Origin of the sequence: Nocardiopsis sp. L17-MgMaSL7, assembly GCF_003182025.1 — a bacterium.
GTDB classification, from domain to species: Bacteria; Actinomycetota; Actinomycetes; order Streptosporangiales; family Streptosporangiaceae; genus Nocardiopsis; species Nocardiopsis prasina.
The window spans coordinates 148,336-170,923 of sequence record NZ_QGTF01000013.1; the positions used below are offsets into that span (position 1 = coordinate 148,336).

Sequence of the window (22,588 nt, forward strand, 5' to 3'; positions counted from 1 at the left end):
GCGTGGGCGGTTGGTCCGTCGGGCGAGACGAGGAAGCGGCGGCCCCGCCGGAGCGGGCGGAGCCGCGCTCCGCCCGCGGCATGGTCGGCGGTTCTCAGCGCTGGTCCAGGGCGCGTTCCTGTTCGGGAGCGACCGGACCTCCTTCGGTGTCGGGGGTCGGTGCGCTCGGCACGGCCGTCTGGGCGATGAAGGCGCCGGTCACGATGACCACGGCGCCGATGACCTGTACGAGGGTGAGCGCCTCGCCCAGGAGTACCCAGGCGAGCACGATCGCGGTGACCACCTCCAGGTAGGCCACACCCCCAGCGACCTGCGGGGACAGGCGTCGGATCGCCGACACCCCGGCGAAGTAGGCGATGGCGGTGCACACCAGGCCCAGCCACAGAACCAGGGCCCAGCCCGGCAGGGAGAGGGAGCCCAGCGGGACCGGGTCGGCGAGCAGGCCCCACGGCAGGGTCCAGGGCTGGGCGAGCACCCCCAGCAGGGCGGTGGCGATCAGCGCGCCGAAGGCGATCACCGCCAGGGGGTCGGTGTCCTCTCCCATGGCGTCCCCGAGCAGGAAGAAGGCGGCCTGCGCGGCGGCCGCGCCCAGGGCCAGGCCCACGCCGATGGCGTCGAGGCGCATCCCCGCCCAGATCTCCAGTAGCAGTCCGAGCCCGGTCACGGCGAGGACGACCCCCACCACGGCGGCGGGGGAGACCCGGTTGCGGCGCACCACCCGCACCCACAGCAGCACCAGCACCGGGCCGAGGAACTCCAGCAGCAGCGCGATCCCCACCGGGATGCGGGCGACGGCAGCGAAGTACAGGGCCTGGACCCCGGCCATGGGGAAGACGCCGTAGGCCAGGACGAGCAGCGGCCTGCGCTGGGCGACGCGCCAGTGCCGCAGGGCGACGGGCAGCAGGATGAGCGCCGCCCCGGCCACCCGAAGCCAGGTGACGTGCAGCGGGTCCATGCCCGCGTCCAGCAGGGGTCGTGCGAAGACCCCCGAACCACCGAAGGCCAGTGCGGAGGCGAGCGCGAAGGCGAGCCCCGAGGGGCGGTGGCGGGTGGTGTGGGCGGACACGGGGACGCTCCAGGGGATGGTGGGGAGATGGGATCTCGTCGAGCATAGGTGTCCGGCTCCGGGACGGTCCCTGCGACCTGGGTGGAGTCCCTTCCGGGGCGATCGCGCGTCCGGTCCGCAGCGTGGCTAGGGGGCCGGGGTGAGATCCAGTTGGGCCCAGGCCACGTCGTGCCAGGCGTCGTGCTTGTGGCCCACCCGGCGCATGATCCCCACGTCCTCGAAGCCCATGGTCCGGTGCAGACCCAGACTGGCGTCGTTGGGCAGGGTCATGCAGGCGATGGCCGTGTGCATCCCGCGTGCGGCCAGGCGTGGCATCAGCGCGGAGTACAGGGCCCGTCCCGCTCCTCGGCGACGGCGTCCGTGTTCGAGGTAGACGCTGACCTCGCAGGTCCGTCGGTAGGCGGCGCGGGTGCGGAAGGTGCCGCCGTAGGCGTAGCCGAGCACGCCCTCCTCGTCCTCCATGACGATCCACGCGTGGTGGCGCTGGGCCTCGGTGATGCGTCGGGCCATCTCCTCCTCCGAGGGAGGGTCGAGTTCGAAGGTGATGGAGGTGTCGGTGACGTAGGGGGCGTAGATGGCCGCGCACGCCGCCGCGTCGGTGACGGTGGCGTCGCGGATGCTGTCGTGCGTGAGCAGGGCGTCCATAGTTGAAGATGATAGGCGAAGGTGTCCACTATGGTGAACGCATGAGCGACCCACTCGGACCCGCCCTCGCCACGACCCTCCAGGCCCTGCGCCGCGACCGCGGACTCAGCGGTGCCGCCCTGGCCGACCTGTCCGGGGTGTCCCGGGCCATGATCAGCCGGATCGAGAACGGCGACGCCCAGCCCACCGCCGCTCTGCTGGGCCGCCTGTCCGGTGCCCTCGGCCTGACCCTGTCCGAACTCATCGCCCAGGCCGAACAGGGTGACCGCCGTCTCGCGCGCCGGGACGAGCAGCCCCTGTGGACCGACCCCGAGACCGGGTACCGTCGGCGCGCGGTCTCGCCCACCTCAGGGGGGTCGCTCGAACTGGTCGAGGTGGAACTCCCTCCGGGTGCCCGGGTGCCCTACCCCGAGGAAGTGTTCGCCTTCACCCACCACCAGATCTGGGTGCTGGAGGGGGCGCTCGCCTTCCGTGAGGGCGCGACCGAACACCTGTTGGAACGGGGGGACTGCCTCCAACTCGGAGCGCCCGCCCCCTGCGAGTACCGCAATCCGACGGGGCGTCCCTGCCGCTACCTGGTGGCGGTGACCCGCCGGGGCTAGGTGACCGGGTCGGTCAGAGCGGCGAGGAGGACGGGGCGCTGGTCGCGCAGCCAACCGGAGCGGCGGACCCTGAGCCGCTCCCACGAGGCCCAGCCGCCCACCCGTTCCACGGTGCGCACGAACAGGGGATTGCCCTGGTCGAACATGTCCTTGACGAAGTCCCGGGAGACCTCGTTGTACTGCTCGACCGCCTCGGGAAGGGACCTGCGGTCGGCGTCCGACATGCCGTAGGCGTCGGCGAGCAGGCGGATGCGGTGCGGGGTGCGCGCCCCGGCGAACTCCGTGCGGGCGAGGGCCTCCGGGGGCAGGGTGGGGCCCAGGTAGAAGGCGAGGGCGGCCAGGTCCCAGACGGGGCGGCCCGGGGCGGCGAGGTCGAAGTCGATCAGGGCGACGGCCTCGCCGTCACGAAAGACCAGGTTTTCGAGACAGGGGTCGTTGTGGCACAGCAGGGTGCCGCCCTCGGGGTCGCTCAGGGCGGTGGGCCAGGCCACGGCGGCGTCGAGGGGCACGTGCTCGGCGGCGTCGTGGTAGCGGCGCAGGAGGCGGGCGCAGGTGCTCACCACACTGTCGGCGCGGGACCAGGCGGGGAAGGGCGGGAGGGCCACGTCGCCCTCGACGAAGGTCAGCTCCTCGGTCCCGGGACCGTTCCCTCCCTCAGCCGGGTGCAGGGCCAGCGGCCGCGGTGCCCCCGTGAACCCGCGGTCGGCCAGGGCTGTGAGGAAGCCGTGCAGGGCGGGGGCTTGCGGCACGGCCCCGCGCACGACGCGATCACCCCTCCGGACGACCGTGTTCATCATGCCGCCGCTCAGTGGTTGGTCCTGTTCGTGCTCTCCGGTGCTCAGGTCCGGCCTCCGTTTCTCGAATCGTCCCGTGGAGCGGGTGCTCCCGTCGCGCCCCACCGGTGACCAACCTAGTGTCGGGCCGCTGTTCGAACGCGGGGAAACACGGAAGGGACCGCGAGGCCCGTGCCGCGCCGCCGTTCACCCCAGGAGAAGAAACTCCTCGGCCATGCGAAGGACCGCCGCAACGGCTACGGCGAGAACGACAAGAGCTCCCGTCGCAACAGCGCCCGCAACAAGCGCCGACAAGTGCGGGTATCCCGGCGGCGCGCGTCCGAGGCCCTGACGGTCACGAGGGGCGGTCTCGACCCGGAGTCCGGAGCCGAGGCCAGGAACGGGTGGAGGGCCGCGCTCCCGCGGAACGCCACGTGTGGTCCCAGTGGCGGGACCGGACCCTGGCCGAGTACGTGCTCGGGAAGCTGGGCGAGCGCGTGGAGGCCGAAAGGGAGGACAGTGCCAACGCCGGACGACCGGAGCGGGTCCGGCGCGTGCACGCGTGGGCGCGCCGCAGGGACCCGGCCAGCTGACGGGCCGGTCGCGCTCACCCCAGTTCGGGCAGGGGGACGGGGACCGAGCCCTGTTCGAGGGAACGGGCTCCGGCCACCCCCACCAGGGAGGCCTCGACCGCCTCGCGCACCCCGGTGACCGGTGGCGCACCCTGTTCCACGGTGGCGCGGAAGGCCTGGAGCAGCAGCACCGTGCCCTCCGCGCTCCGCTCCACGGGTTCACCGTCCAGAGACAGCTCCGGGGGAACGCGCACCTCCTCCCGGGCGCGGCCGTCGACCTGGGTCCACCCCTCGGTACGCACCCGCACGGACCAGGCCTGGTCGCCCCGGGCCCGGACCGACTCGGCCAGACCCCTTTCGCCGCGCACCGACACCCAGCTCCAGTGGCTGTCGGACTCCCCTTGCAGGAACCCGTTGCGGGTGAGGGCCAGCGCCCCGGTGGACAGGCGCACCGCCATGACACTGGCCTGGCGGGGCGCGGTGGTGTCGGCCGTGAAGGCCGTCACCTCCACAGGGCGTGCGCCGGTCAGGGCCAGGATCGGGGAGAGGGAGTGGGTGCAGTAAGCGGTGGAGGCGATGGTGCCCCGCCAGTGGCCCGGGTCCCCGATGAGACTGTTGACGTCCTGGGGCGACATGCCGTGCAGGTAGTCGGCCTCAATGTGGGTGACACGGCCGATCTCGGGCAGGGCCTCGCGGATCAGGCGCACGTGCGGCAGCAGTACGTAGTTCTCAGCCAGGGAGTAGGTGGCGCTGGAGCGGTCGGCCGCCTCGACGAGTCTGCGGCCCTGTTCCTCGTCGGCGCACGCGGCCGTCTCGGACAGCACGTGCACGCCCCGGTCGAGGAAAGCGATCGCCGGGGGTGCGTGGGCGTGGAAGTCGTTGGCCAGGATCACGCCGTCCAGGCCCATGTCCAGCAGGTCGCGCCAGTCGCTCACCCGCCGTGCGTCGGGCAGAGCCGCACCGGCCCTGGCCAGCACGGCCGGAGCGCGGTCGCACAGCGCCTCGACCCTGATCCCGAGCCGCTCACACCAAGCCGCCAGGTGCGAGCCCATCCCCAGTCCCACCACTCCTACGCGCATGGGGCGATCATGGCGATCTGCCGCAGGGGCCGCAAGCGATGTGCGCGTGGCTCCGGAGATCGGCCACGAATCGTCGTCCCGGGATGGTGGGATGGTCCGCATGAGCCTGACACTCACCGACTTCCTGGCGCCTCTGGTCCGACGCTGACAGCGGGGGATGGGGGCTGGCCGCCGCGTTACCCCCGCGACGGAGGCCGACGGCGCCCTGCATGTGCGGTTCGAGCGGCCGAGGAGAGGGGCGGATCGGATCGTCCTCGACATGATCGCCCACGCCATCAGGACCGGGCCCGGGCACCGTCGGCGCGGGCTGGGGTCGGTGGTGATGCGGCCAGGAGGGGAGCGGTCAAAGAAGGACGGAACCGGACGTGTAACGTCGTTGGGAGCCCCGAAAGTGGCCGAATCACCGATCGCGTTGACGTCCCCCAGGGCGCTGACCCGCGAGGGGCGCCAGCGCCGAAGGGACCCGAAACACACATGACCTCTGTCAGCGACTCCGAACTGGCGAACCACCACCCGGGCGTGCGTTCGGCGTTCCAGCACGTGGCCCGGCGCAACCCGGACGAGCCCGAGTTCCAGCAGGCAGTCCTGGAGGTGCTGGAGACCCTCTCGCCCGCGCTGTCGAGCCACCCGGAGTACGTCGACCAGCGTGTGCTGGAGCGTCTGTGCGAGCCCGAGCGGCAGATCATCTTCCGCGTCCCGTGGCGTGACGACCAGGGTCGGGTACACGTCAACCGTGGTTTCCGGGTGGAGTTCAACAGCGCCCTGGGCCCGTACAAGGGCGGTCTGCGCTTCCACCCCAGCGTGAACCTGGGCGTCATCAAGTTCCTGGGGTTCGAGCAGATCTTCAAGAACGCGCTCACCGGCATGGGGATCGGCGGAGGCAAGGGCGGCAGCGACTTCGACCCCAAGGGTCGCTCCAACGCGGAGATCGAGCGGTTCTGTCAGTCGTTCATGACCGAGCTCCACCGCCACCTGGGCGAGTACACCGACATCCCCGCCGGTGACATCGGTGTCGGTACCCGCGAGATCGGCTACATGTTCGGGCAGTACCGGCGGCTGAGCAACCGCTGGGAGGCCGGGGTCATCACCGGCAAGGGCCTGGACTGGGGTGGTTCGGCGGTCCGTACCGAGGCCACGGGGTACGGAACGGTGATGTTCACCGAGCGGATGCTGGAGCGGGCCGGGAAGGGCCTGGCGGGGCGCCGCGTGGTGGTGTCGGGTTCGGGCAACGTGGCGATCTACGCGGTGAAGAAGGCCCAGCAGCTGGGCGCCACCGTGGTGGCCTGCTCGGACTCCAGTGGCTACGTGGTGGACGAGAAGGGCATCGACCTCGACCTGCTCAGGGAGGTCAAGGAGGTCGAGCGCGCGCGGATCAGCGCCTACGCCGACCGGCGCGGTGGCGCGACGTTCGTCGAGGGCGGCAGCGTGTGGGACGTGCCGTGTGAGGTGGCGCTGCCCTCGGCCACCCAGAACGAGCTCGACGTCAAGGGCGCCAAGGCGCTGGTCGGCAACGGCGTGCTGGCGGTGGCGGAGGGCGCGAACATGCCCACCACGCCCGAGGCGGCCAAGGTGTTCCGGCAGGCCGGTGTGCTGTTCGCCCCGGGCAAGGCCGCCAACGCGGGCGGTGTGGCCACCAGCGTGTTGGAGATGCGCCAGAACGCCCGGCGGACCTCGTGGTCCTTCGAGCACGCCGAGTCGGAGCTGGCCGAGACCATGGCCGGCATCCACGACCGCTGCGAGGAGGCGGCCGTGCGGCACGGCGCCAAGGGCGACTACGTGCTGGGCGCCAACGTCGCCGGGTTCGAGATGGTCGCCGACGCGATGCTGGCCCAGGGCCTCATCTAGTCGGACGTGAACGAAGGGGCGGGCCGGGACCTGACCGGGTCCCGGCCCGCCCCTTTCGGCGGTGTGGTCCCCCGTTCCCGGTGTCGGGTGCGGGGGTCCGTCTCCGGTCAGGCGTTGGTGGACTTCGCGGGTCGGTAGGTCAGTCGGCGCAGCAGGACCTCCGCCGGGCCGCGCCGCCCGGCGCGTTCCATGGCAGCCGCACCGGCCACGGTGAGGGCCCAGGTGAGCACGGCCAGCAGAGCGGCCGACCAGCTCGACAGGTGCGCGCCCAGTCCCAGGCCCCAGGCGGCCAGGACCGGTCCCCACACCACGGACTGCGCCATGTACCCGCTCATCGACCTGCGGCCCAGAGCGCCCAGCCACCGCACCGGCCGGGACGTGGCCGCCGCGCGCCCGCTCATCCAGTGCGCCAGCAGTCCGAAGAGGGCCGCGTACCCGACTCCGGTGAAGATCCCGGCGTAGAAGTGCAGGCCGGTCAGCGCCGTCACCGGGGCGATCTCGGCGACACCGGTGTGCTGGAGGGCCAGGACGGCGCCGGTGGTCCATCCCGCGGCGATGCCCCACAGGGCGAGCCGCCGCAGCAGCACGAGGTGTCGGCTGGGCTCGTCCAGGATCCGGTGCCGCGCGGCGAGCACACCCATGAGGAAGGCGGTGGGCAGTGCCACCGTCGCGATCCCCGCGACCAGCTGGAACGACCAGGTGACGAACCGTGTCGCCGCGGCGGCCAGGTAGGACTCCTCCGCGATGCTGGCGCGCTGCATGTCGGCGGCCGCGGACGTGCCCGCGTCGGCCGGGACCAGCATCCCCGCCAGGGAGATCAGGGCGCCCAGAACCAGCAGGACCCCGATCCAGACCTTGAGGGTGCGATCCGAGCGCCCGAAGAACAGCGGCACCATGATCAGGCCGATCAGCCCGTAGACCCCGATGATGTCGCCCTGCCACAGCAACAGGGCGTGTACCGCGCCGAACGCGAGCATCCACAGGTGGCGTCGTCGTAGGAGGCGCCGGGCCTGGACGGGACTGGTTCCCTTGGACGTCTGGCGCGCGTACATCTGGCCGATGCCGTAGGCGAACAGGAACCCGAACATCGTGTGGACCCGCGCGTCCACCACGATGAGGGTCAGTGCCTGGGCGATCCGGTCGGCCAGGCCGCCCTCCACCGGGTGCAGGCCCACCGATCCCGCCTGCGCCGTGTAGAGGAAATACGGGGTGTGCGCCAGGGCGATGAGCAGGAGCATCATTCCCCGCGCGATGTCGGGTGCCAGGGAGCGTTCGGACAGTGGGGTCGAGCGGACCGGCCCTCCGGAGGGGGTCGGCACATGATCAGGGGTGCGGGTGGTCATGTCGTCCTTTCGGTGGGGGAGGTTCAGTTGCCCGCGTCGTCGAGCCAGGAGTAGCGCAGGCGAAGCGCGCGCTCGGCGCTGCCCAGGGCGGCGCCGACGCCGAGCGTGATGTTGAGCCAGAGCGGCAGCAGGACGGGGGAGGTGAACGTGCCGGTCACGTCGTTGACCGGCGGGATCTGCGAGAGGGGTTCGAGGGCCTGGAGCAGGTTCAGGCCGAGCCCGACCACGAGCAGGGCGATCGAGACGGCGCCGATCCAGCGGCTCAGGGCCGGGTGTTCGCGGTCGAGGCGGGCGCGTCTTCCCTCGGCTGAGCGGGGGTCCGGAACGAGTTGCCGGTCCGCTCCGTCGTCGGGGACGTGGTGGCAGCGCCTGAGCCCGAAGGAGCTCATGGCGACCTCGACGTGTCCGCCGGGGACGGGGAACGCCGCGGGCATCCTGGAGTGGGCGTGCCGTGTGCCGTCGAGGTACAGGTCGGCCCTGACCTCCCCGTCCTCCTTTCCGCCCCAGTGGCGGACGTCGACCGAGTAGAGCGCGGTGCGACCGTCGTCCTGGTGAAGGGGCAGGTGGAAGAGGGAGCGGCTGAACAGCTGCCACCAGCGGAACCGCTTGAGGTGACGGCCGTCTCCGACCTTGACGCGGCGTGCCGCGCGTTGGCGGCGCCACTGGTCGAGCATGTCCGTCCTCCGTCTCTCGCCGAGCCACTTCCAACACAGCGTGTTGGCGACACGAAAGAGACTAACACACTGTGCTAGTACGGTGTACTAGTAGGATGGGGGCAGGAGGTACCGATGACCGAAGCAGGCGACGCGAGGCAGAGCTCGCGCGACAGGATCCTCATCGCGGCGGCGACGATGGTGAGTGAGAACCCGGCCGAGCGGCCGAGCGTGCGGGCGGTGGCGACCAGGGCCGGGGTGAGCACCGGCTCGCTGCGGCACCACTTCCCCACGCAGCGCGCCCTGATGGACGCGGTGCTCGCGGGCATCTACGCGCACATCGCCCCGGGCGAGCCCATCCACGACACGGCACTGCCGGCGCGGGAGCGCCTGGTCGACTGCCTACGGCAGATCCTCGCGCACGCCGGGACCGGCCGCGAGGCGAGGAAGGCCCTGCGCAGGACCTACGAGACCTTCATCGCCCCCGAACCGACAGAGGAGGCGCGTAGGACCTACCTGGTCGTCGAAGGGCAGATGCAGCACCGTGTCGAGCACTGGCTCTCCGTGCTCGTCGAGGAGGGCGCGCTCACCGAGGGCGACAACGCCAGGCGCGCGAAGTTCCTGCTCACCGTGGTCAACGGCGTCACGCTGGAAAGGGCACTGCCCGGCACGGAGTCCCTGCTGGAGTCCGAGGCCGCCACCCTGTTCGCTGCGGTCGACAGTGTCCTGGGCGGCTGCGTGTAGGAGGGGGCTCGGGGCCGGACACCCCGGGGGGTCGGGGCCGGGCGCTGGAACGGACTCGTCAGCGACCGACCCCGACCGGAATCACCACAGGTGGTGGACCTGGGGGCGGATCAGCTGGTCGTAGACCTCACGGACCTGCTCGTGGGTCTTGGCGTCCAACGGCGGCAGCTCCGCGGCGGCCGCGTTGCCCCGGGCCTGGTCGGCGTCGCGCGCGCCGGGGATGACCACGCTCACCCCGTCCTGGTCCAGGATCCAGCGCAGCGCGAACTGGGCCATGGTGACCCCCTCGGGAACCAGGGGGCGCAGACGCTCCACCGCTTCCAGGCCGGTCTCGTACTCGACGCCGGAGAAGGTCTCGCCGCGGTCGAAGGCCTCGCCCCCGCGGTTGAAGCTGCGGTGGTCGTCCTCCCCGAAACTGCTCGCGGCGGTGAACTTGCCCGACAACAGGCCGCTGGCGAGGGGGACCCGCGTGATGATCCCGACCCCGGCCTCCCTGGCCGCGGACAGGACCCTCTCCAGGGGCTTGTGGCGGAAGGCGTTGAGGATGATCTGCACGCTGGCCACGTTCGGCCGGGCGATGGCGGCCAGGGCCTGGTCACAGGTCTCCACCGAGACCCCGTAGGCGCGCATGCGCCCCTCGTCGACCATGGCGTCCAGGTCGTCGAAGACGGCGTCGCTCTCGATGACGGCCGAGGGCGGGCAGTGCAGTTGGACCAGGTCGACGGTGTCCACGCCCAGGTTGCGGCGGGAGTCGTCGTTCCAGGCCCGGAAGTTCCCCGAGTTGTAGTGGGCGGGGTCCTGGGCCATCCGGCGACCCATTTTGGTGGCCACGGTCAGGTGGGGGTGGTCCTTGAGCAGCTTGCCGACCAGCCGTTCGCTGCGCCCGTCGCCGTAGACGTCGGCGGTGTCGACGAAGGTGACCCCCTCCTCCACCGCCGTGTGCAGGGCGTTCATGGCGTCGGCCTCGCTGACCTCTCCCCAGCCGGAGCCGATCTGCCAGGCGCCGAATCCGACGACGCCGACCTGGGCGACGGTACCGAGTTCACGTGTGTCCATGGCCGTGATCCTAAGTCCTCTGGAATCGCTCCCACTCGGGGCTTTGGACCCGGGACGGCCGGTGTCGGACCCGAATTCCGCCCTCATGGCCCGGATTGCACCCCTGGACGGCGCGAACCGGTCAGTCCAGACCGAGTGCGCCGCGCACCATGGCCTCGGTGAGGGCGCGCACGGAGGCCCGGTCGAGCAGTTCCTCGGGCCGCGTGGTGAGGGTGAACAGCGCACCCCCGTACAGGGTGATCAGAGTGGAGACCGCCGTCTCCGAGGCCAGTGTGCCCAGGTCCTCGTGCAGCCGGGCGGTGCTGGCCAGCGCGGTGTCCGAGAGTCCGGCGAGGACGGCGGCCAGGGCGGGGCGGCGGCGCGCCTCGAGTTGGAGTTCGAGGATCGCCAGGTAGCGACCGCGCAGGGTGGTCACCGCGGTCCAGAGCGAGTCCGTGAGCAGGTCCACGAGCGTGCGGACGACGGCTTCCGGAGGGAGGTCGGCGGAGCCGTGGTCCTCGACGGCGTCGTTGGTGGCCCTCGCCGCCTCGTCCAGGTGGAGTTCCACGATCCGCTCGGCAGCGGTGACGAGGAGGCCCTCCCGGCTGCGGAAGTAGTTGGTGGCCGTCCCGGCGGGCACCCCGGCGCGCGTCTCCACGGCTCGGTGGGTGAGTCCGTGCGCCCCCCGCTCCGCCAGGAGCGCGATGGCCGCGTCGGCCAGGGCTCGGCGACGGTGCTGGTTGGGGCGGGGCATGGGGCGATTATAGGGCCGGGATCCATACCACTACCATCGTATTGAACAGGGGGTGCCGCACGCGCCGCCCGAGATGTGGAAGCTGGGAGAGCCATGCGTGAACGCACAGCGGTCGTCGTCGGCGGTGGACTCGCCGGACTGGCTTCGGCGGTGGGACTGGCCCGGTCGGGCTGGCACACCCGGATACTGGAGCGCCGCCCGGCGACGGGCGAGGTGGGCGCCGGTCTGGCCCTGCCTCGCAACGGCGTCGCCGCCCTGAACACCCTGGGGATCGAGGAGGAGGTCGTCGACCAGGCGGGCCTCCGCACGCTGGCCACGGGGTTCGTGGACACCCTCGGACGCCGGATCCTGACCCTTCCCGACACCGACCCCCGGGTGCGGCGGGCCACGACCATCTGGGGGTTCCACCGCCAGGCACTGCACGCCCTGCTGCACAGGGCCGCGCTCCGGGAGGGCGTGGAACTGGTGGACGGCGCCCGGGTGACGCACGTGTCCGCGGGGCGGCCCGGAGGTGAGCCCGCCGTGGTCCGCTGGCAGCGGGACGACGGCGAGCACGAGACCGAGGCCGGTCTGGTGGTGGGTGCGGACGGCATGTGGAGCGCCGTGCGCGGATCACTCCACCCGGGTGTGAGCCCCAGGTACAGCGGCAGCACCAGCTGGCGCGCCCTGCTGCCCGTGAGCGCTCTGGAGGGGACGGGGCTGGACGGTCGCCTCGTGGAGTACTGGGGGCCCGGTGCGGAGTTCGGGGTGATGCGGGTCAGCGCGGACCAGGTGTACTGGTACGGGTACGTGCGCCAACCCGAGCGGACCGTCTTCGACGACGAGCTCGCCACCGCCCGGGCCTACTTCGCGGACTGGGCTCCCGAGGTGGTCGCCCTGATCTCCGCGACCACCCCCGACCAGCTCATGCGGCACGACGTCCACCACCTGCCGGACGGCCCGGAGCGCTACGACCGGGGACGCGTGGTGCTGGTCGGGGACGCCGCCCACGGCGCCCTGCCCACGATGGGACAGGGCGCCGCCACCGCGATGGAGGACGGCGCCACCCTGGGCCGGCTGGCGGGGCCTGCCCACGAGGGCGACCTGGGGCGGGCCCTGGCGGAGTTCGACGCCCTCCGTCGCCCCCGGTGCCAGGCCATCGCCAAGCAGGCCCGTTCTATCGCCCGCGTGGGCGCCGACCTGGGCGGTGGGTGGCGCCAGGGGCTGCGCAACGCGGCCTTCCGGCTGATCCCCGCGAGCAGACTGGTCGTTATGGCCAGGGGAGCCGTGGAGTGGACCCCGCCCGAACCCCTGGCCCCCGCCTGAGGCCTTCGACGGCTCGCCTCGTCACACTCCGGGTCGCTCCACCTGTGTGTCGGTCCAGGGCTCCTCTCCGTCCTCGGGGGAGAGCGGTATCGACGACGGAGGCGATCACGTCCGCGACGAAAGGCGTGTCGCCGCCTGGGCACCACGTTGCATGGGGCGCTGGTGGCCCCGGAGGACCACGACTCCGGACCGCGCATGACACGCGATCCTGATCGTCCCGGGCCCCCGCGCGACCGGAGGTCGCTCAGGGGGCCGGGGATACCGGGTGACGGTCCGGATGACCGGGGTGGACGGGACGCGATCAAATGCGTTGCCAAGAGGACGGTCTCTGCCTAGTGTCGCGACTCATGACTGATCCCCGCATCGACCCGCCCTACGTCGCCGACGAGCGCGCCATGCTCGAGAACTGGTTGGAGTGGCACCGGGAGACCCTCGCCGTCAAGTGCCAGGGCCTCACCGACGACCAGCTGCGCGTACGTTCCACCCCGCCCTCACCGATGTCCCTGCTGGGGCTGGTGAGGCACATGGCCTACGTGGAACACATGTGGTTCCGCGTGGTCCTCGCGGGGGAGGACTACCATTCGCCGATCAAGCGCCCCGGAGACCGGGACGGCGACTTCCTGAACGTCGGCTCCGCCTCGGTCGAGGAGTCCTTCGCGGTGTGGCGCTCCGAGATCGACAACGCCCGGAAGGCGTCGGCGGGCCTGTCCCTCGACGCCGTCGGCAGGAACCAGCGGCACGGCGAGGACTGCTCGCTCCGGTGGATTCTGGTGCACATGATCGAGGAGTACGCCCGGCACAACGGCCACGCCGACCTCATCCGTGAGCGCGTCGACGGGGTCACCGGGGAGTAGCCCGAGGTACCGCGGGAGCCGGAGCGTGACCCCGGCGGATCCGCACGCGAGCCCCCGCAACCGCCTGAAGCCGGACCGACCGCCACCACGGCGGACGGTGCCGGACCCGCGGGACACCCGGTCAGGCTCGGGAAACCGCCGGCGAGCCGCGGGCGCGGGCCCCCAGAAGGGCCCGGGAACCCGCGTCGGACTCAGCCCGGCGTCGTCGTGCTCCCCTGTAATCCCCGCGTCGTCGCCGCCTCCGGGCCCCGCGCCACCTCGCCCTGGGCGTCGGAGAAGACCTTGCCGTGCTCGGAGCTGACGACCGCCGCCAGCCGGCGGCGGCGCCCACGAGGGGCCCGCCGAGCGGACCGGTGACCTCCACGATCCGGCGTCCGGCGCGGTCTTGGCTGAGGACCGCCGCGCGGGTCAGGAGGGGGCTTTGGACAGGTCCTTGACCACGGTGCGGTCGGGCACGAAGCGGACCAGGCGGGCGTCGTCGGCGTAGTACCGGAAGTCCGGGTGCCAGGTGCTCTCGTCGTCGCCCAGGTACCTGCGGAGCTTGCGTCTGCTGAGGGCGGGGTCGAAGGGCACCACCTCCGCTTCCCCGCACATGATCACCTGGAGGAACTCCTGCCGCTCCAGGTCACAGGTGTCCACCACCACGGCTGTGCGCGGGTCCCTCTCCAGGTGCCGTGCCATGACCGCGTACTCCCCGGTGATCCACCACAGCACTCCCTTCTCCCAGAGGAACCAGACCGGCCGGACGGTGGGTGCTCCGGAGGCGTTGACGGTGGCCACGCGGGCCACCAGGGGCTGGGACAGGAAGGCATCGACGTCGAAGGGCGCTGGCGGCTGAGGGGTGTCCGGCATGCCTCCAGACTAGGGTTCGTTCGGGCGTCGCGACAGTGCGGGCGTTCGCCTGTGGACAACCGGCCTCGGGGTCAGGGGTTCTCGGCGTGGCTGACCTGGACGGTGTGGGTCACCCATCCCCGGTCGGTCTGCTGGTGCAGCAGGAACGCGGTGGGTTCGGGCACAAAGCCGCACGGGTCGTCGCTGTTCCTCTTGAGGGCGCTCTGCCGGTGCGTGCTGGGGGCGGTGGTGAGGACACTCCCCCCGAAGCCGGTGGTGGTCTGCCGGTGGACGTGTCCCGCCAGCACACGGGCGACGTTCGGGTGGCCGGCCACCACCTCCTCCAGCTCGGCGCCGTCGTCCAGCCGCATGCCGTCCAGGTACGGGATGCCGAGGGGAACCGGCGGGTGGTGTACGCACACGAGGGCCGAAACGTCGGGGCGCCGGTCCAGGACCGAGTCCAGCCAGTCCAACTGCTCGGCGCCCAGCAGCCCTCCGGGGGCGCCGGGGACGAGGGAGTCCAGGACCACCATGGTGACCTCGGGGTACTCCACGAGGTAGTGGGCGCTCGAGCCCCCGCCGAGGTGGGCGCTGCCCCCGAAGGCGGTGAGCAGGTTCTCGCGGTCGTCGTGGTTGCCCGTCACCAGCAGCAGAGGAAGCGGGAAACCGTCGATGACCTCGTGGAGTGCCGCGTACTCCTCGGGGCTGCCGTGCTCGGCCAGGTCACCCGAGACGACCACGCAGGCCGGGAGCGGGTCCAGGGCCAGCACCCGGCTGAGCGCCTGGCTCAGCCCGACCGCCGGTTCGGCCGCGCGGCCGTCCGCGGTCAGGTGTGGGTCACTCAGGTGGGCGACGGAGGTGGAGGGAGGACCGAAAAAAAGGGGTCATGACGGACACAGTGCCCGAGTCGGGGGTGCTCGGGCAACAGGGTTCGCGGGCCTCAACCAGCCAGACCGGGCGGGTCGACGTCGAAGGGTGTGGCTCGCCACTGGTCGACGGCCGGGTTCAGGAACTCGGCCAGCACGGGCAGCTTCGGGACGAGTTCGAGGGCGGCGATGACCCGCAGGGCCCCAACCGCGTTCACGAAGGCCAGCACGTCCCCGTCGAGCTCGCGCAGGCCGTGGCGGCGGGCACCTCGGTCGTAGGCGGCCTCCAGTTCGGGGCCGAGCGCGGCCAGGTCCCACTCCACGGGCCCCAGCGAGACCAGTTCGAAGTCGGCGTAACGGTCCCCGTCCAGGGCGGCGAAGATGTTGGCGGGCGGGGAGTCGCCGTGGATCGGCTGGAGATCGACTCCCGGGAACGCGCGCTCGAACTCCTCGCGCGAACTGGCGATCGGCTCCAGGAACCCCCACTCGCGGCGTGCCCGCTCCAGGTCCCGCGCGGAGATGAGGTCGGGGCTGGCCTCCAGACGTTCGAGGCTGGCGGAGAGGGAGGCCGGTTCGGCGGCACCCAGGAACTCCAGCCTCCCCGGGTAGTCACGCATGGCCGCGTGCAGCGAGGGGACGCTCTCGGCGTTGGCGACATAGTCGGGTTCCCCGTCGCGCCTCTCCTCCACGTACTCCCAGAACGTGATCGAGAACCCGTCACGCTGTACGGGCTCACACGGCACCAGCGGGCTGGGCGCGAGGACGGGCGTCCCCTGGTCGGACAGCCACTATGTGACGTCCAGTTCCGCGCGCTGCCGAGCGGTCACGGAGTCCAGGGGCGTCGTGTCCGGCAGGACCGTGGGGAGGCGGGCCACGACCGGTGAGGGCGCGAGGTGGACGACCACAGAGAACAGGTCGTGCAGCACGCGCGGGTCGGTCACGGTGAGCCCGAGTTCGCGTCCGGCACCCACGGCGGCACTCACGGCGGATGCGGTTCGTCGGGCCAGCTGTTCGGCGGAGAGGAATGCGGTCACGGGTCGATCCTTCCACGTCTGGGGAGGACTGCGCTCTGGTGCGGCGGTCTCCGGTGGTTCGCCGGGACGAGGCCGAACTCGGGGGGCGGTGGCGCTCGCCTGGGTGCGTGGGAGGCGGAAAACCCCTGGGCCGCATGGGCGCGTGCTCACAGAATGGTCGGATGGTTGATCGACACTTCTCCACACCGGACCTCGCCGAGCTCTACGACTACTTCAGCCACTGGCGGGTCTCCCCGCAGGACGACTTCTACCTCGACCTCGTGATGGGCGCCCGCTCCGTGCTGGACGTGGGCTGCGGCACCGGGAAGCTCCAACGGGTGGCGCGCGAGAGCGGACACACCGGTCGGCTCGTGGGGCTGGACCCGGCCGACGCGATGCTGGAGGTGGGCCGACGGGACCGCGCCGATATCGAGTGGACCCTGGGCGACCTGGTCTCGGGTGCCTGCGACGGTGCGGCGGGTGGCCCGTTCGAGGACGAGTTCGACCTCGTCATCATGTCCGGGCACGCCTTCCAGGTGTTCACCACGGACGACGAGCTGCGCGCCAACCTGGCCGCCGTCCGGCGTGCCCTCACCACTGACGGACGGTTCGTGTTCGAGACCCGCAACCCCGCTGTGCGGGGTTGGGAGGCCTGGAACCCCGAACGGGTACGAACGGTCAGCGGCCCGGAGGGTCGGGAGGCCACCTGCGTGCACCGCCTGCGGGAGGTCGACGGCGACCTGGTCACCTTCACCTCCGACTACCGGGTCGAGGGGTGGCCGGAACCGCTGGTCAGCCGGAGCACGCTGCGGTTCCTGGACGCCGACCGCCTCAACGGCTTCCTGGCCGAGGCAGGGTTCGAGGTGACCGCGCAGTACGGCTACTGGGACCGCAGCCCGCTCACCGACGCCAGCATGGAGATCATCACCTTCGCCCGTCCCGCCTGAGCGGGCCACGGCATCAGGGCGGCTGACCGCCGTGTTCGACGATGTGGAGGCCGCGTGAGCGGAGGGGCCCGTCCGGGCCCTCGACGGGGCGGGATACTGGTGGTCGAGCGAACCCACGAGGAGGCGTCCGTGTTCTTCTTCTACAGCAGCCGTCTGGGCTGCGTGACCTCTCTGCTGCTCTCGGCCGGACTGACCCTGCTGGTGCTCCACCTGCTCGGCTGGATCTAGGACTTCCCACCCCTCACGGGCTCTCCCAGCCCAGGCGCGGCAGCCACGGATGGTGGGCCCCGTGGACCAGTTCGAGCGCCTCCGCCAGCCACCACCGCTGGTCGGCGTCCAGTACGGTCAGCGCCGCCGCGAAGTCCTCCTCGTCCTTGGGCCGTAGCCCCTTGGCCTTGTACAGCAGCTGGACCTCAGGGGTCAGGTGGGGCAGACCCTCCGGCGTGCGCCGTCCCAGCTGGGCGAGGGGGAGTCTGATCCGAGCGTCCCTGCGGGAGACCCACTCGTCCCCCTCGGATTCGTCCAGCATGAACTGGAGCCGCCAGGGTTCAGCCGGACCGGGGCGGCACCAGATGTCATGGACACCGGCGGTCAGGCTCTCGCCCACCCGCCAGGGGCGGAGTGTGCCGGGCGGGTCGGCCGCCCACCACTCCCAGTCGGGGAGCACCTCCTGGACGGTGTGCTGGTCCCGGCGGAGCAGAAGCACGTCGGTGTCGGCGTGCTCACGGAACCGGCGGCCGACCGCCAGCGCGATGGCGTGCCCGCCCGCGATCCACCACGGGACGCTCGCCTGGGAGAACCGCGCGGCGACCTCCTCGGGCGGCAGCGGGTCCCAGGAAGTGAAGGGGGCGGCGGTGCTCACGCGGACGTGCCCGAAGTGGCGTCGATGCGGCGCTGTACCCCGTCCAGCAGCGCGTCCAGGCCGAACTGGAAGGACTCCCACGCCTCCTGTTCCAGGTAGGGCTCGCTGGGGTCGGCGTTGTCGAAGGCTCCCTGCTCGGTCATCACGGTCAGGGTGGGGAAGCGCTCGGAGAAGTCCTCGACAATCTCCTCCAGCTGCGCGGAGCGGGCGAACCACCACTGGTCCTCGGGCTGCCCGGTGATGGCCTCCGCCTGGCGGGCCTCGGCGGCGGTGCGGACCGTGCCCCGGACCAGGTTGACGATGCTGTTGTAAGCGCCCCCGACGGCCTTCGCGGGGAGTCCGGCGCCGTGCAGGACGGTGGCCAGGGACTCGAAGAGCCGGTACTCGTTGGGGCCCAGGACCGGCCGGGCGGCGGAGATCTCCAGGGTCCAGGGGTGGCGCAGGTAGAAGCGCCACAGCTGACCGGACCAGGCCAGGACCTCCTCGCGCCAGTCCGTTCTGTCGGTACCCCCTCCCAGGCTCGCGGGTGCGGGACCGGTGGTGTCCTCCCACTCACGGACCAGCTCCGCGAAGGAGTGGTCGTACATGAGGTCGATGAGTTCGTTCTTGCTGGCCACGTAGGTGTAGAGGGACATGGCGGTGCGGCCCAGGCGCTCGCCCACGGCGCGCATGGACAGGGCCTGCATGCCCTCGGCGTCGGCGACCTCGATGGCGGTCTCCACCACCAGGTTCACGCTCAGCTGGGCGCGGGGTCCGGGGCCGGTGCGTTCGGCCGGTTCGTGGTCGCGCCACAGCAGCTGCATGGAGCGACGGGGGTCACCCTGCCCGGCGTAGACAACCACTTGCAACTCCTTATGGAATAAACTAACGTTCGCTGGCTGTTAGTTTACCGCATAAGGCTTTCTGAGGATCCTGAGGAGCAGCTTGTCTTCCGAACCCACCACCCTGGCGGACACCCACGACACCATCCAGGTCCGAGGGGCCAGGGAGAACAACCTCGACAACGTCTCCGTGGACATCCCCAAACGGAGACTGAGCGTCTTCACCGGCCTGTCCGGCTCGGGGAAGTCCTCGCTCGTCTTCGGGACCATCGCCGCCGAGTCCCAGCGGCTGATCAACGAGACCTACACCGCCTTCCTCCAGTCCTTCATGCCGAGCGTGGGCCGCCCGGACGTGGACGCCCTGCGCAACCTCAGCGCGGCGATCATCGTGGACCAGGAGCGGATGGGGGCCAACGCGCGCTCCACGGTGGGCACCGCCACCGACGCCCACGCGATGCTGCGCATCGTCTTCAGCCGGGTGGGCAGTCCGCGCCTGGAACCCTCCAGCGTGTTCAGCTTCAACAACTCCGAGGGTATGTGCCCCGAGTGCGAGGGGCTGGGCCGCACCAACCAGATCGACGTCGAGGAGCTCTACGACCGCGACCTCTCCTTGAACGAGGGCGCCATCACCGTCCCCGGGTTCTCCGTGGACAGCTGGTACTGGCAGATCTTCACCACCTCCGGGCTGCTGGACCCGGACAGGAAGCTCCGTGACTACACCGACGAGGAGTGGCACAGCCTCCTCCACCAGCCCGTCACCAAGGTGAAGGTCGGGAGCAGCAACCTGACCTACGAGGGCCTGGTCCCCAAGATCAAGCGCACCTACCTGGCCAAGGAACGCGAGAAGATGCAGACCAGCGTCCGCGCGTTCGTGGACCGCGCCGTGGTCTTCTCGATCTGCCCCGAGTGCGAGGGCACCCGGCTCAACGCGGCCGCCCGTGAGGTCAAGGTCAACGGCCGCACCATCACCGAGTGTGCGTCCATGCAGATCAGCGACTTGGCGGAGTTCGTCCACGCACTCGAGGAACCCTCGGTGAAGCCGCTCGCGGACACCCTCGGGCACACCCTGGACTCGCTGGTTGAGGTCGGTCTCGGGTACCTGAGCCTGGACCGGGAGTCGGGCACCCTGTCCGGTGGCGAGGCCCAGCGGGTCAAGATGGTCCGCCACCTCGGCTCCAGCCTCAGCGACGTCACCTACGTCTTCGACGAGCCCACCGTGGGCCTCCACCCGCACGACATCGAGCGGATGAACACCCTCCTGCTCGGCCTGCGCGACAAGGGCAACACCGTGCTGGTGGTCGAGCACAAGCCCGAGACCATCGCCATCGCCGACCACGTCGTGGACCTGGGTCCGGGCGCCGGACCCACCGGCGGCACCGTCACCTACAGCGGCGACGTGGCCGGGCTGCGGGCCTCCGGGACCCTCACCGGACGCCACCTGGACCACCGCGCCCAGCTTCGGGAGAAGGTGCGGACCCCGAAGGGCACCATCCCCATCCGGGGGGCCAACACCCACAACCTCCGGGACGTGTCCGTGGACGTCCCGCTCGGGGTGCTCACCGTGGTCACCGGGGTGGCGGGCTCGGGCAAGAGCTCGCTCATCCACGGGGCCCTGCCCGGCCGTGAGGGCGTGGTGGTCGTGGACCAGTCCGCGATCCGCGGGTCGCGCCGCTCGAACCCGGCCACCTACACCGGGCTGCTGGACCCGATCCGCACCGCGTTCGCCCGCGCCAACAAGGTGAAGTCGTCCCTGTTCAGTGCGAACTCCGAGGGTGCCTGTCCGGAGTGCAAGGGCGCCGGGGTGATCTACACCGACCTGGCCATGATGGCCGGGGTGGCCACCACCTGTGAGAAGTGCGAAGGGCGCCGGTTCAGGGCCGAGGTCCTCGAACACAAGCTGCGCGGGAAGGACATCAGCCAGGTTCTGGCCATGTCCGTGGTGGAGGCGCGCGACTTCTTCGCCTCCGGCAACGCCCGGGTCATCCTGGACCGGATGTACGACGTCGGCCTGGGGTATCTCGGCCTGGGGCAGCCGCTCACGACCCTGTCCGGCGGTGAGCGCCAGCGGCTGAAGCTGGCGATCTCCATGGCGAAGAAGGGTGCGGTGTACGTGCTGGACGAGCCCACCACCGGACTGCACCTGGCCGACGTGGACCGGCTGCTGGCGCTGTTGGACCGCCTGGTGGACGACGGCAACACGGTGGTGGTGATCGAGCACCACCAGGCCGTGATGGCACACGCCGACCACGTGATCGACCTCGGCCCCGGGGCCGGTCACGACGGAGGCCGGGTGGTCTTCGAGGGCACCCCGGCGGAACTGGTCGAGAAGGGGGAGACCCTCACCGCCCGACACCTGCGCGCCTACCTGGGCCGCGAGGGATAGCGGGAGAAGTCACGGGTCGGGCCCGTCACCGGAGGACCTCCGGGCGGCGGGCCCGACCGTGTTCGCCGACCTGTCCGCGTGAGGATCAGGAGGCCGCCGGGGCGGCCTTGCGACCGCGGGCGATCACGTAGTGCAGGGCGCCGCCCAGCACCGCCCCGAAGATCCACACGAACCCGGACCAGGACTGGAGGGCGGGCAGCCACACCGCCGTCACCGAGAAGACGGAGGCCAGGCAGAAGGCGGACAGCGCGCGCAGGTTCCAACCCCGCGTGAAGTAGTACTCCGCACCGGACGCCGCCGAGTACAGGGCCTGGAGATGCACGCGCTGGCGCCGCAGCAGGTAGTGGTCGGCGACGATGATGCCGTACAGCGGGGCCAGGACCGCTCCGAGGGTGTCGACGAACGACGCGATGCCGATGTTGTCGATGTAGGCGACCCACAGGGCGCCCACCACGAAGCCCACCGAGGCCGTGATGAGCCCACCGGTGCGCGCGCTGATGACCGAGGGCGCCAGGTTGGCCAGGCCGTAGGCGGGCGGGATGAAGTTGGCGACCAGGTTGATGCCCACGGTGGCGACGAAGAAGGTCAGGGCCGCCACCACGGTCAGCCAGATGTTGTCCACGCGCGCGACGATGTCGGCCGGGTTGGTGAGCGCCTCCCCGTACAGCACCGAGCTTCCGGCGGTGATGACCAGGGTGAGGAAGGAGAACAGGGCCAGGCTGACGGGCAGCCCCCACAGGTTGCCCCGGCGCATGGCGCGCTCCGAGCGGGTGAAGCGTGCGAAGTCTCCGTAGTTGACGACCACCGCGGCGAAGTAGGCGACCATCGTGCCCACCACGGCCGAGAACGCCGCGACCGTGCCGCCCGGATAGTCGCCTTCACCGGCGAAGACGGTGCCCAGCTCGGAGAGGAGGTCGCCCCCGGCCATGGCCCACAGCGCGATCATCATGGCGATCATGACCGCGTACACCGCCGGTCCGGCCCAGTTCAGGAACACGCCGATCGACTTGATGCCCCGGCTGAACAGCGCCAGCTGGACCACGGCCACGATCACGTAGGAGATCCACCCCACGGCGGACAGGCCCAGGAAGGTGCCCTGGGGGCCCGGGCCGAACAGGGCCGTGATCAGCAGGGCCATTGCGGTGGAGGCGAAGTAGGTCTGGGCCCCGTACCAGAACATGGCGGTGATGCCCCGGATGAGCGTGGGGAACTGGGTGCCGTGCACGCCCATGCTGGCGCGCGCCATGACGGCGTAGGGGATGCCGTAGCGCACGCTCGGGCGGCCGACGAGGTCGCACAGGAACATGACGATGAGCCCGGCCAGGATGATCCCGGCGAACACCGCCCAGCCGTTGAGGCCGTAGGAGATGAAGAGCGTGGCGGCCAGGGTGTAGCCGAACAGGCTCTGGATGTCGTTGGTCCAGACGTTGAAGATCTCGAACGCGCCCCAGCTGCGTCTGCTCCGGGGCACGGGGGCGAGGTCCTCGTTGTGCAGCGAGGGGTCGGGGGATCGGAGGGTCAGGTCGGCGCCGTCAGGGCCGAGCGCCGGTTCGGTGGACGGCGGGTGCTCGGTGTCGCTCATGGGGGTCCTCAGG

Annotated in this window: 22 protein-coding genes and 1 pseudogene; 9 read left to right on the forward strand and 14 right to left on the reverse strand. The window is 71.2% G+C overall.

Annotated features, from left to right (window positions below; all coding sequences use genetic code 11):
* Window positions 1–94: 94 nt before the first annotated feature.
* Window positions 95–1,066, reverse strand: a complete 972-nt coding sequence (locus tag BDW27_RS21755; RefSeq protein WP_110051412.1) for a DMT family transporter — start codon at window positions 1,064–1,066, stop codon at window positions 95–97.
* A 126-nt stretch (window positions 1,067–1,192) separates the two neighbouring features.
* Window positions 1,193–1,711, reverse strand: coding sequence for a GNAT family N-acetyltransferase (locus tag BDW27_RS21760; RefSeq protein ID WP_017543240.1), 519 nt, complete (start codon window positions 1,709–1,711; stop codon window positions 1,193–1,195).
* Window positions 1,712–1,752: 41 nt separating this feature from the next.
* Between BDW27_RS21760 and BDW27_RS21765 the strand changes: the two genes are divergently transcribed.
* Window positions 1,753–2,313: an XRE family transcriptional regulator gene (locus BDW27_RS21765; RefSeq protein WP_110051414.1), complete on the forward strand. Its 561-nt coding sequence runs from the start codon at window positions 1,753–1,755 to the stop codon at window positions 2,311–2,313.
* On the opposite strand, the gene BDW27_RS21770 is transcribed toward BDW27_RS21765, so the two are convergent.
* Window positions 2,310–3,110 (reverse strand): aminoglycoside phosphotransferase family protein, encoded by an 801-nt coding sequence (locus tag BDW27_RS21770; protein WP_233515877.1) that lies wholly within the window; start codon window positions 3,108–3,110, stop codon window positions 2,310–2,312. The genes BDW27_RS21765 and BDW27_RS21770 overlap by 4 nt on opposite strands.
* Before the next feature lie 410 nt (window positions 3,111–3,520).
* Between BDW27_RS21770 and BDW27_RS21775 the strand changes: the two genes are divergently transcribed.
* Window positions 3,521–3,679 (forward strand): hypothetical protein, encoded by a 159-nt coding sequence (locus BDW27_RS21775; protein WP_233515878.1) that lies wholly within the window; start codon window positions 3,521–3,523, stop codon window positions 3,677–3,679.
* Window positions 3,680–3,693: 14 nt separating this feature from the next.
* Here the strand turns inward: BDW27_RS21775 and BDW27_RS21780 are convergent, their stop codons facing one another.
* Window positions 3,694–4,737 carry a Gfo/Idh/MocA family protein gene (locus BDW27_RS21780; protein WP_110051417.1) on the reverse strand — a complete coding sequence of 348 codons (1,044 nt, stop codon included), beginning with the start codon at window positions 4,735–4,737 and terminating at the stop codon, window positions 3,694–3,696.
* Window positions 4,738–5,211: 474 nt separating this feature from the next.
* Between BDW27_RS21780 and gdhA the strand changes: the two genes are divergently transcribed.
* On the forward strand, window positions 5,212–6,582 hold the full coding sequence (gdhA, locus tag BDW27_RS21785; RefSeq protein ID WP_110051418.1) for an NADP-specific glutamate dehydrogenase: 1,371 nt from the start codon (window positions 5,212–5,214) through the stop codon (window positions 6,580–6,582).
* A 107-nt stretch (window positions 6,583–6,689) separates the two neighbouring features.
* Here the strand turns inward: gdhA and BDW27_RS21790 are convergent, their stop codons facing one another.
* Together BDW27_RS21790 and BDW27_RS21795 are read right to left on the reverse strand one after the other, a co-directional pair.
* The gene (locus BDW27_RS21790) at window positions 6,690–7,925 is read right to left on the reverse strand and encodes a DUF418 domain-containing protein (RefSeq protein ID WP_233515879.1); all 1,236 of its coding nucleotides are present in this window, start codon (window positions 7,923–7,925) and stop codon (window positions 6,690–6,692) included.
* Between the two features lie 23 nt (window positions 7,926–7,948).
* On the reverse strand, window positions 7,949–8,599 hold the full coding sequence (locus BDW27_RS21795) for a hypothetical protein (protein ID WP_110051422.1): 651 nt from the start codon (window positions 8,597–8,599) through the stop codon (window positions 7,949–7,951).
* Between the two features lie 114 nt (window positions 8,600–8,713).
* Here BDW27_RS21795 and BDW27_RS21800 point away from each other — a divergent pair, with 114 nt between their 5' ends.
* Window positions 8,714–9,322: a TetR/AcrR family transcriptional regulator gene (locus BDW27_RS21800; protein WP_017543248.1), complete on the forward strand. Its 609-nt coding sequence runs from the start codon at window positions 8,714–8,716 to the stop codon at window positions 9,320–9,322.
* Between the two features lie 81 nt (window positions 9,323–9,403).
* Here BDW27_RS21800 and BDW27_RS21805 read toward each other — a convergent pair whose 3' ends face one another.
* Together BDW27_RS21805 and BDW27_RS21810 are read right to left on the reverse strand one after the other, a co-directional pair.
* Window positions 9,404–10,378 (reverse strand): aldo/keto reductase, encoded by a 975-nt coding sequence (locus BDW27_RS21805; RefSeq protein ID WP_110051424.1) that lies wholly within the window; start codon window positions 10,376–10,378, stop codon window positions 9,404–9,406.
* 121 nt (window positions 10,379–10,499) lie between these two features.
* The gene (locus BDW27_RS21810) at window positions 10,500–11,111 is read right to left on the reverse strand and encodes a TetR/AcrR family transcriptional regulator (protein WP_110051426.1); all 612 of its coding nucleotides are present in this window, start codon (window positions 11,109–11,111) and stop codon (window positions 10,500–10,502) included.
* Window positions 11,112–11,204: 93 nt separating this feature from the next.
* On the opposite strand from BDW27_RS21810, the gene BDW27_RS21815 reads away from it, so the two are divergent.
* Both BDW27_RS21815 and BDW27_RS21820 read left to right on the forward strand, forming a co-directional pair.
* The gene (locus BDW27_RS21815; protein WP_110051428.1) at window positions 11,205–12,416 is read left to right on the forward strand and encodes an FAD-dependent monooxygenase; all 1,212 of its coding nucleotides are present in this window, start codon (window positions 11,205–11,207) and stop codon (window positions 12,414–12,416) included.
* Between the two features lie 347 nt (window positions 12,417–12,763).
* A complete protein-coding gene (locus BDW27_RS21820; protein ID WP_017543252.1) occupies window positions 12,764–13,270 on the forward strand; it encodes a DinB family protein in 507 nt (168 codons plus the stop codon).
* Between the two features lie 408 nt (window positions 13,271–13,678).
* Here BDW27_RS21820 and BDW27_RS21825 read toward each other — a convergent pair whose 3' ends face one another.
* The 3 genes and pseudogenes from BDW27_RS21825 to BDW27_RS21835 all read right to left on the reverse strand — a co-directional run bounded on the left by BDW27_RS21825 (window position 13,679) and on the right by BDW27_RS21835 (window position 16,001).
* Complete coding sequence (locus tag BDW27_RS21825) at window positions 13,679–14,122, reverse strand: pyridoxamine 5'-phosphate oxidase family protein (RefSeq protein WP_110051429.1); 444 nt, start codon at window positions 14,120–14,122, stop codon at window positions 13,679–13,681.
* A gap of 71 nt (window positions 14,123–14,193) precedes the next feature.
* On the reverse strand, window positions 14,194–14,946 hold the full coding sequence (locus tag BDW27_RS21830; protein WP_110051431.1) for a phosphodiesterase: 753 nt from the start codon (window positions 14,944–14,946) through the stop codon (window positions 14,194–14,196).
* A 95-nt stretch (window positions 14,947–15,041) separates the two neighbouring features.
* Window positions 15,042–16,001, reverse strand: a pseudogene (locus BDW27_RS21835) (aminoglycoside phosphotransferase family protein).
* 161 nt (window positions 16,002–16,162) lie between these two features.
* On the opposite strand from BDW27_RS21835, the gene BDW27_RS21840 reads away from it, so the two are divergent.
* A complete protein-coding gene (locus BDW27_RS21840) occupies window positions 16,163–16,927 on the forward strand; it encodes a class I SAM-dependent methyltransferase (protein WP_110051432.1) in 765 nt (254 codons plus the stop codon).
* A 99-nt stretch (window positions 16,928–17,026) separates the two neighbouring features.
* Window positions 17,027–17,155: a hypothetical protein gene (locus BDW27_RS28040; RefSeq protein ID WP_017543257.1), complete on the forward strand. Its 129-nt coding sequence runs from the start codon at window positions 17,027–17,029 to the stop codon at window positions 17,153–17,155.
* Window positions 17,156–17,168: 13 nt separating this feature from the next.
* On the opposite strand, the gene BDW27_RS21845 is transcribed toward BDW27_RS28040, so the two are convergent.
* Both BDW27_RS21845 and BDW27_RS21850 read right to left on the reverse strand, forming a co-directional pair.
* Window positions 17,169–17,789 (reverse strand): nucleotidyltransferase domain-containing protein, encoded by a 621-nt coding sequence (locus BDW27_RS21845; RefSeq protein ID WP_110051434.1) that lies wholly within the window; start codon window positions 17,787–17,789, stop codon window positions 17,169–17,171.
* Entirely contained in the window at window positions 17,786–18,631 is an 846-nt protein-coding gene (locus BDW27_RS21850) for a TetR/AcrR family transcriptional regulator (RefSeq protein ID WP_110051436.1), read from the reverse strand. Before BDW27_RS21850 ends, BDW27_RS21845 begins: the two co-directional genes overlap by 4 nt.
* 82 nt (window positions 18,632–18,713) lie before the next feature.
* Between BDW27_RS21850 and BDW27_RS21855 the strand changes: the two genes are divergently transcribed.
* Window positions 18,714–20,993 carry an excinuclease ABC subunit UvrA gene (locus tag BDW27_RS21855; protein WP_110051437.1) on the forward strand — a complete coding sequence of 760 codons (2,280 nt, stop codon included), beginning with the start codon at window positions 18,714–18,716 and terminating at the stop codon, window positions 20,991–20,993.
* An 85-nt stretch (window positions 20,994–21,078) separates the two neighbouring features.
* Here the strand turns inward: BDW27_RS21855 and BDW27_RS21860 are convergent, their stop codons facing one another.
* A complete protein-coding gene (locus tag BDW27_RS21860) occupies window positions 21,079–22,575 on the reverse strand; it encodes an NCS1 family nucleobase:cation symporter-1 (RefSeq protein WP_110051439.1) in 1,497 nt (498 codons plus the stop codon).
* Window positions 22,576–22,588: the final 13 nt, after the last annotated feature.

Bases quoted from the DNA above. Each gene is read 5' to 3' on its own strand.
- BDW27_RS21820 (WP_017543252.1), top strand. From the start codon at position 12,764: ATGACTGATCCCCGCATCGACCCGCCCTACGTCGCCGACGAGCGCGCC.
- BDW27_RS21815 (WP_110051428.1), top strand. From the start codon at position 11,205: ATGCGTGAACGCACAGCGGTCGTCGTCGGCGGTGGACTCGCCGGACTG.
- BDW27_RS21765 (WP_110051414.1), top strand. From the start codon at position 1,753: ATGAGCGACCCACTCGGACCCGCCCTCGCCACGACCCTCCAGGCCCTG.
- gdhA (WP_110051418.1), top strand. From the start codon at position 5,212: ATGACCTCTGTCAGCGACTCCGAACTGGCGAACCACCACCCGGGCGTG.
- BDW27_RS21825 (WP_110051429.1), bottom strand. From the start codon at position 14,122: ATGCCGGACACCCCTCAGCCGCCAGCGCCCTTCGACGTCGATGCCTTC.
- BDW27_RS21805 (WP_110051424.1), bottom strand. From the start codon at position 10,378: ATGGACACACGTGAACTCGGTACCGTCGCCCAGGTCGGCGTCGTCGGA.
- BDW27_RS21770 (WP_233515877.1), bottom strand. From the start codon at position 3,110: ATGATGAACACGGTCGTCCGGAGGGGTGATCGCGTCGTGCGCGGGGCC.
- BDW27_RS21795 (WP_110051422.1), bottom strand. From the start codon at position 8,599: ATGCTCGACCAGTGGCGCCGCCAACGCGCGGCACGCCGCGTCAAGGTC.
- BDW27_RS21840 (WP_110051432.1), top strand. From the start codon at position 16,163: ATGGTTGATCGACACTTCTCCACACCGGACCTCGCCGAGCTCTACGAC.
- BDW27_RS21810 (WP_110051426.1), bottom strand. From the start codon at position 11,111: ATGCCCCGCCCCAACCAGCACCGTCGCCGAGCCCTGGCCGACGCGGCC.
- BDW27_RS21860 (WP_110051439.1), bottom strand. From the start codon at position 22,575: ATGAGCGACACCGAGCACCCGCCGTCCACCGAACCGGCGCTCGGCCCT.
- BDW27_RS21790 (WP_233515879.1), bottom strand. From the start codon at position 7,925: ATGACCACCCGCACCCCTGATCATGTGCCGACCCCCTCCGGAGGGCCG.
- BDW27_RS21800 (WP_017543248.1), top strand. From the start codon at position 8,714: ATGACCGAAGCAGGCGACGCGAGGCAGAGCTCGCGCGACAGGATCCTC.
- BDW27_RS21760 (WP_017543240.1), bottom strand. From the start codon at position 1,711: ATGGACGCCCTGCTCACGCACGACAGCATCCGCGACGCCACCGTCACC.
- BDW27_RS21780 (WP_110051417.1), bottom strand. From the start codon at position 4,737: ATGCGCGTAGGAGTGGTGGGACTGGGGATGGGCTCGCACCTGGCGGCT.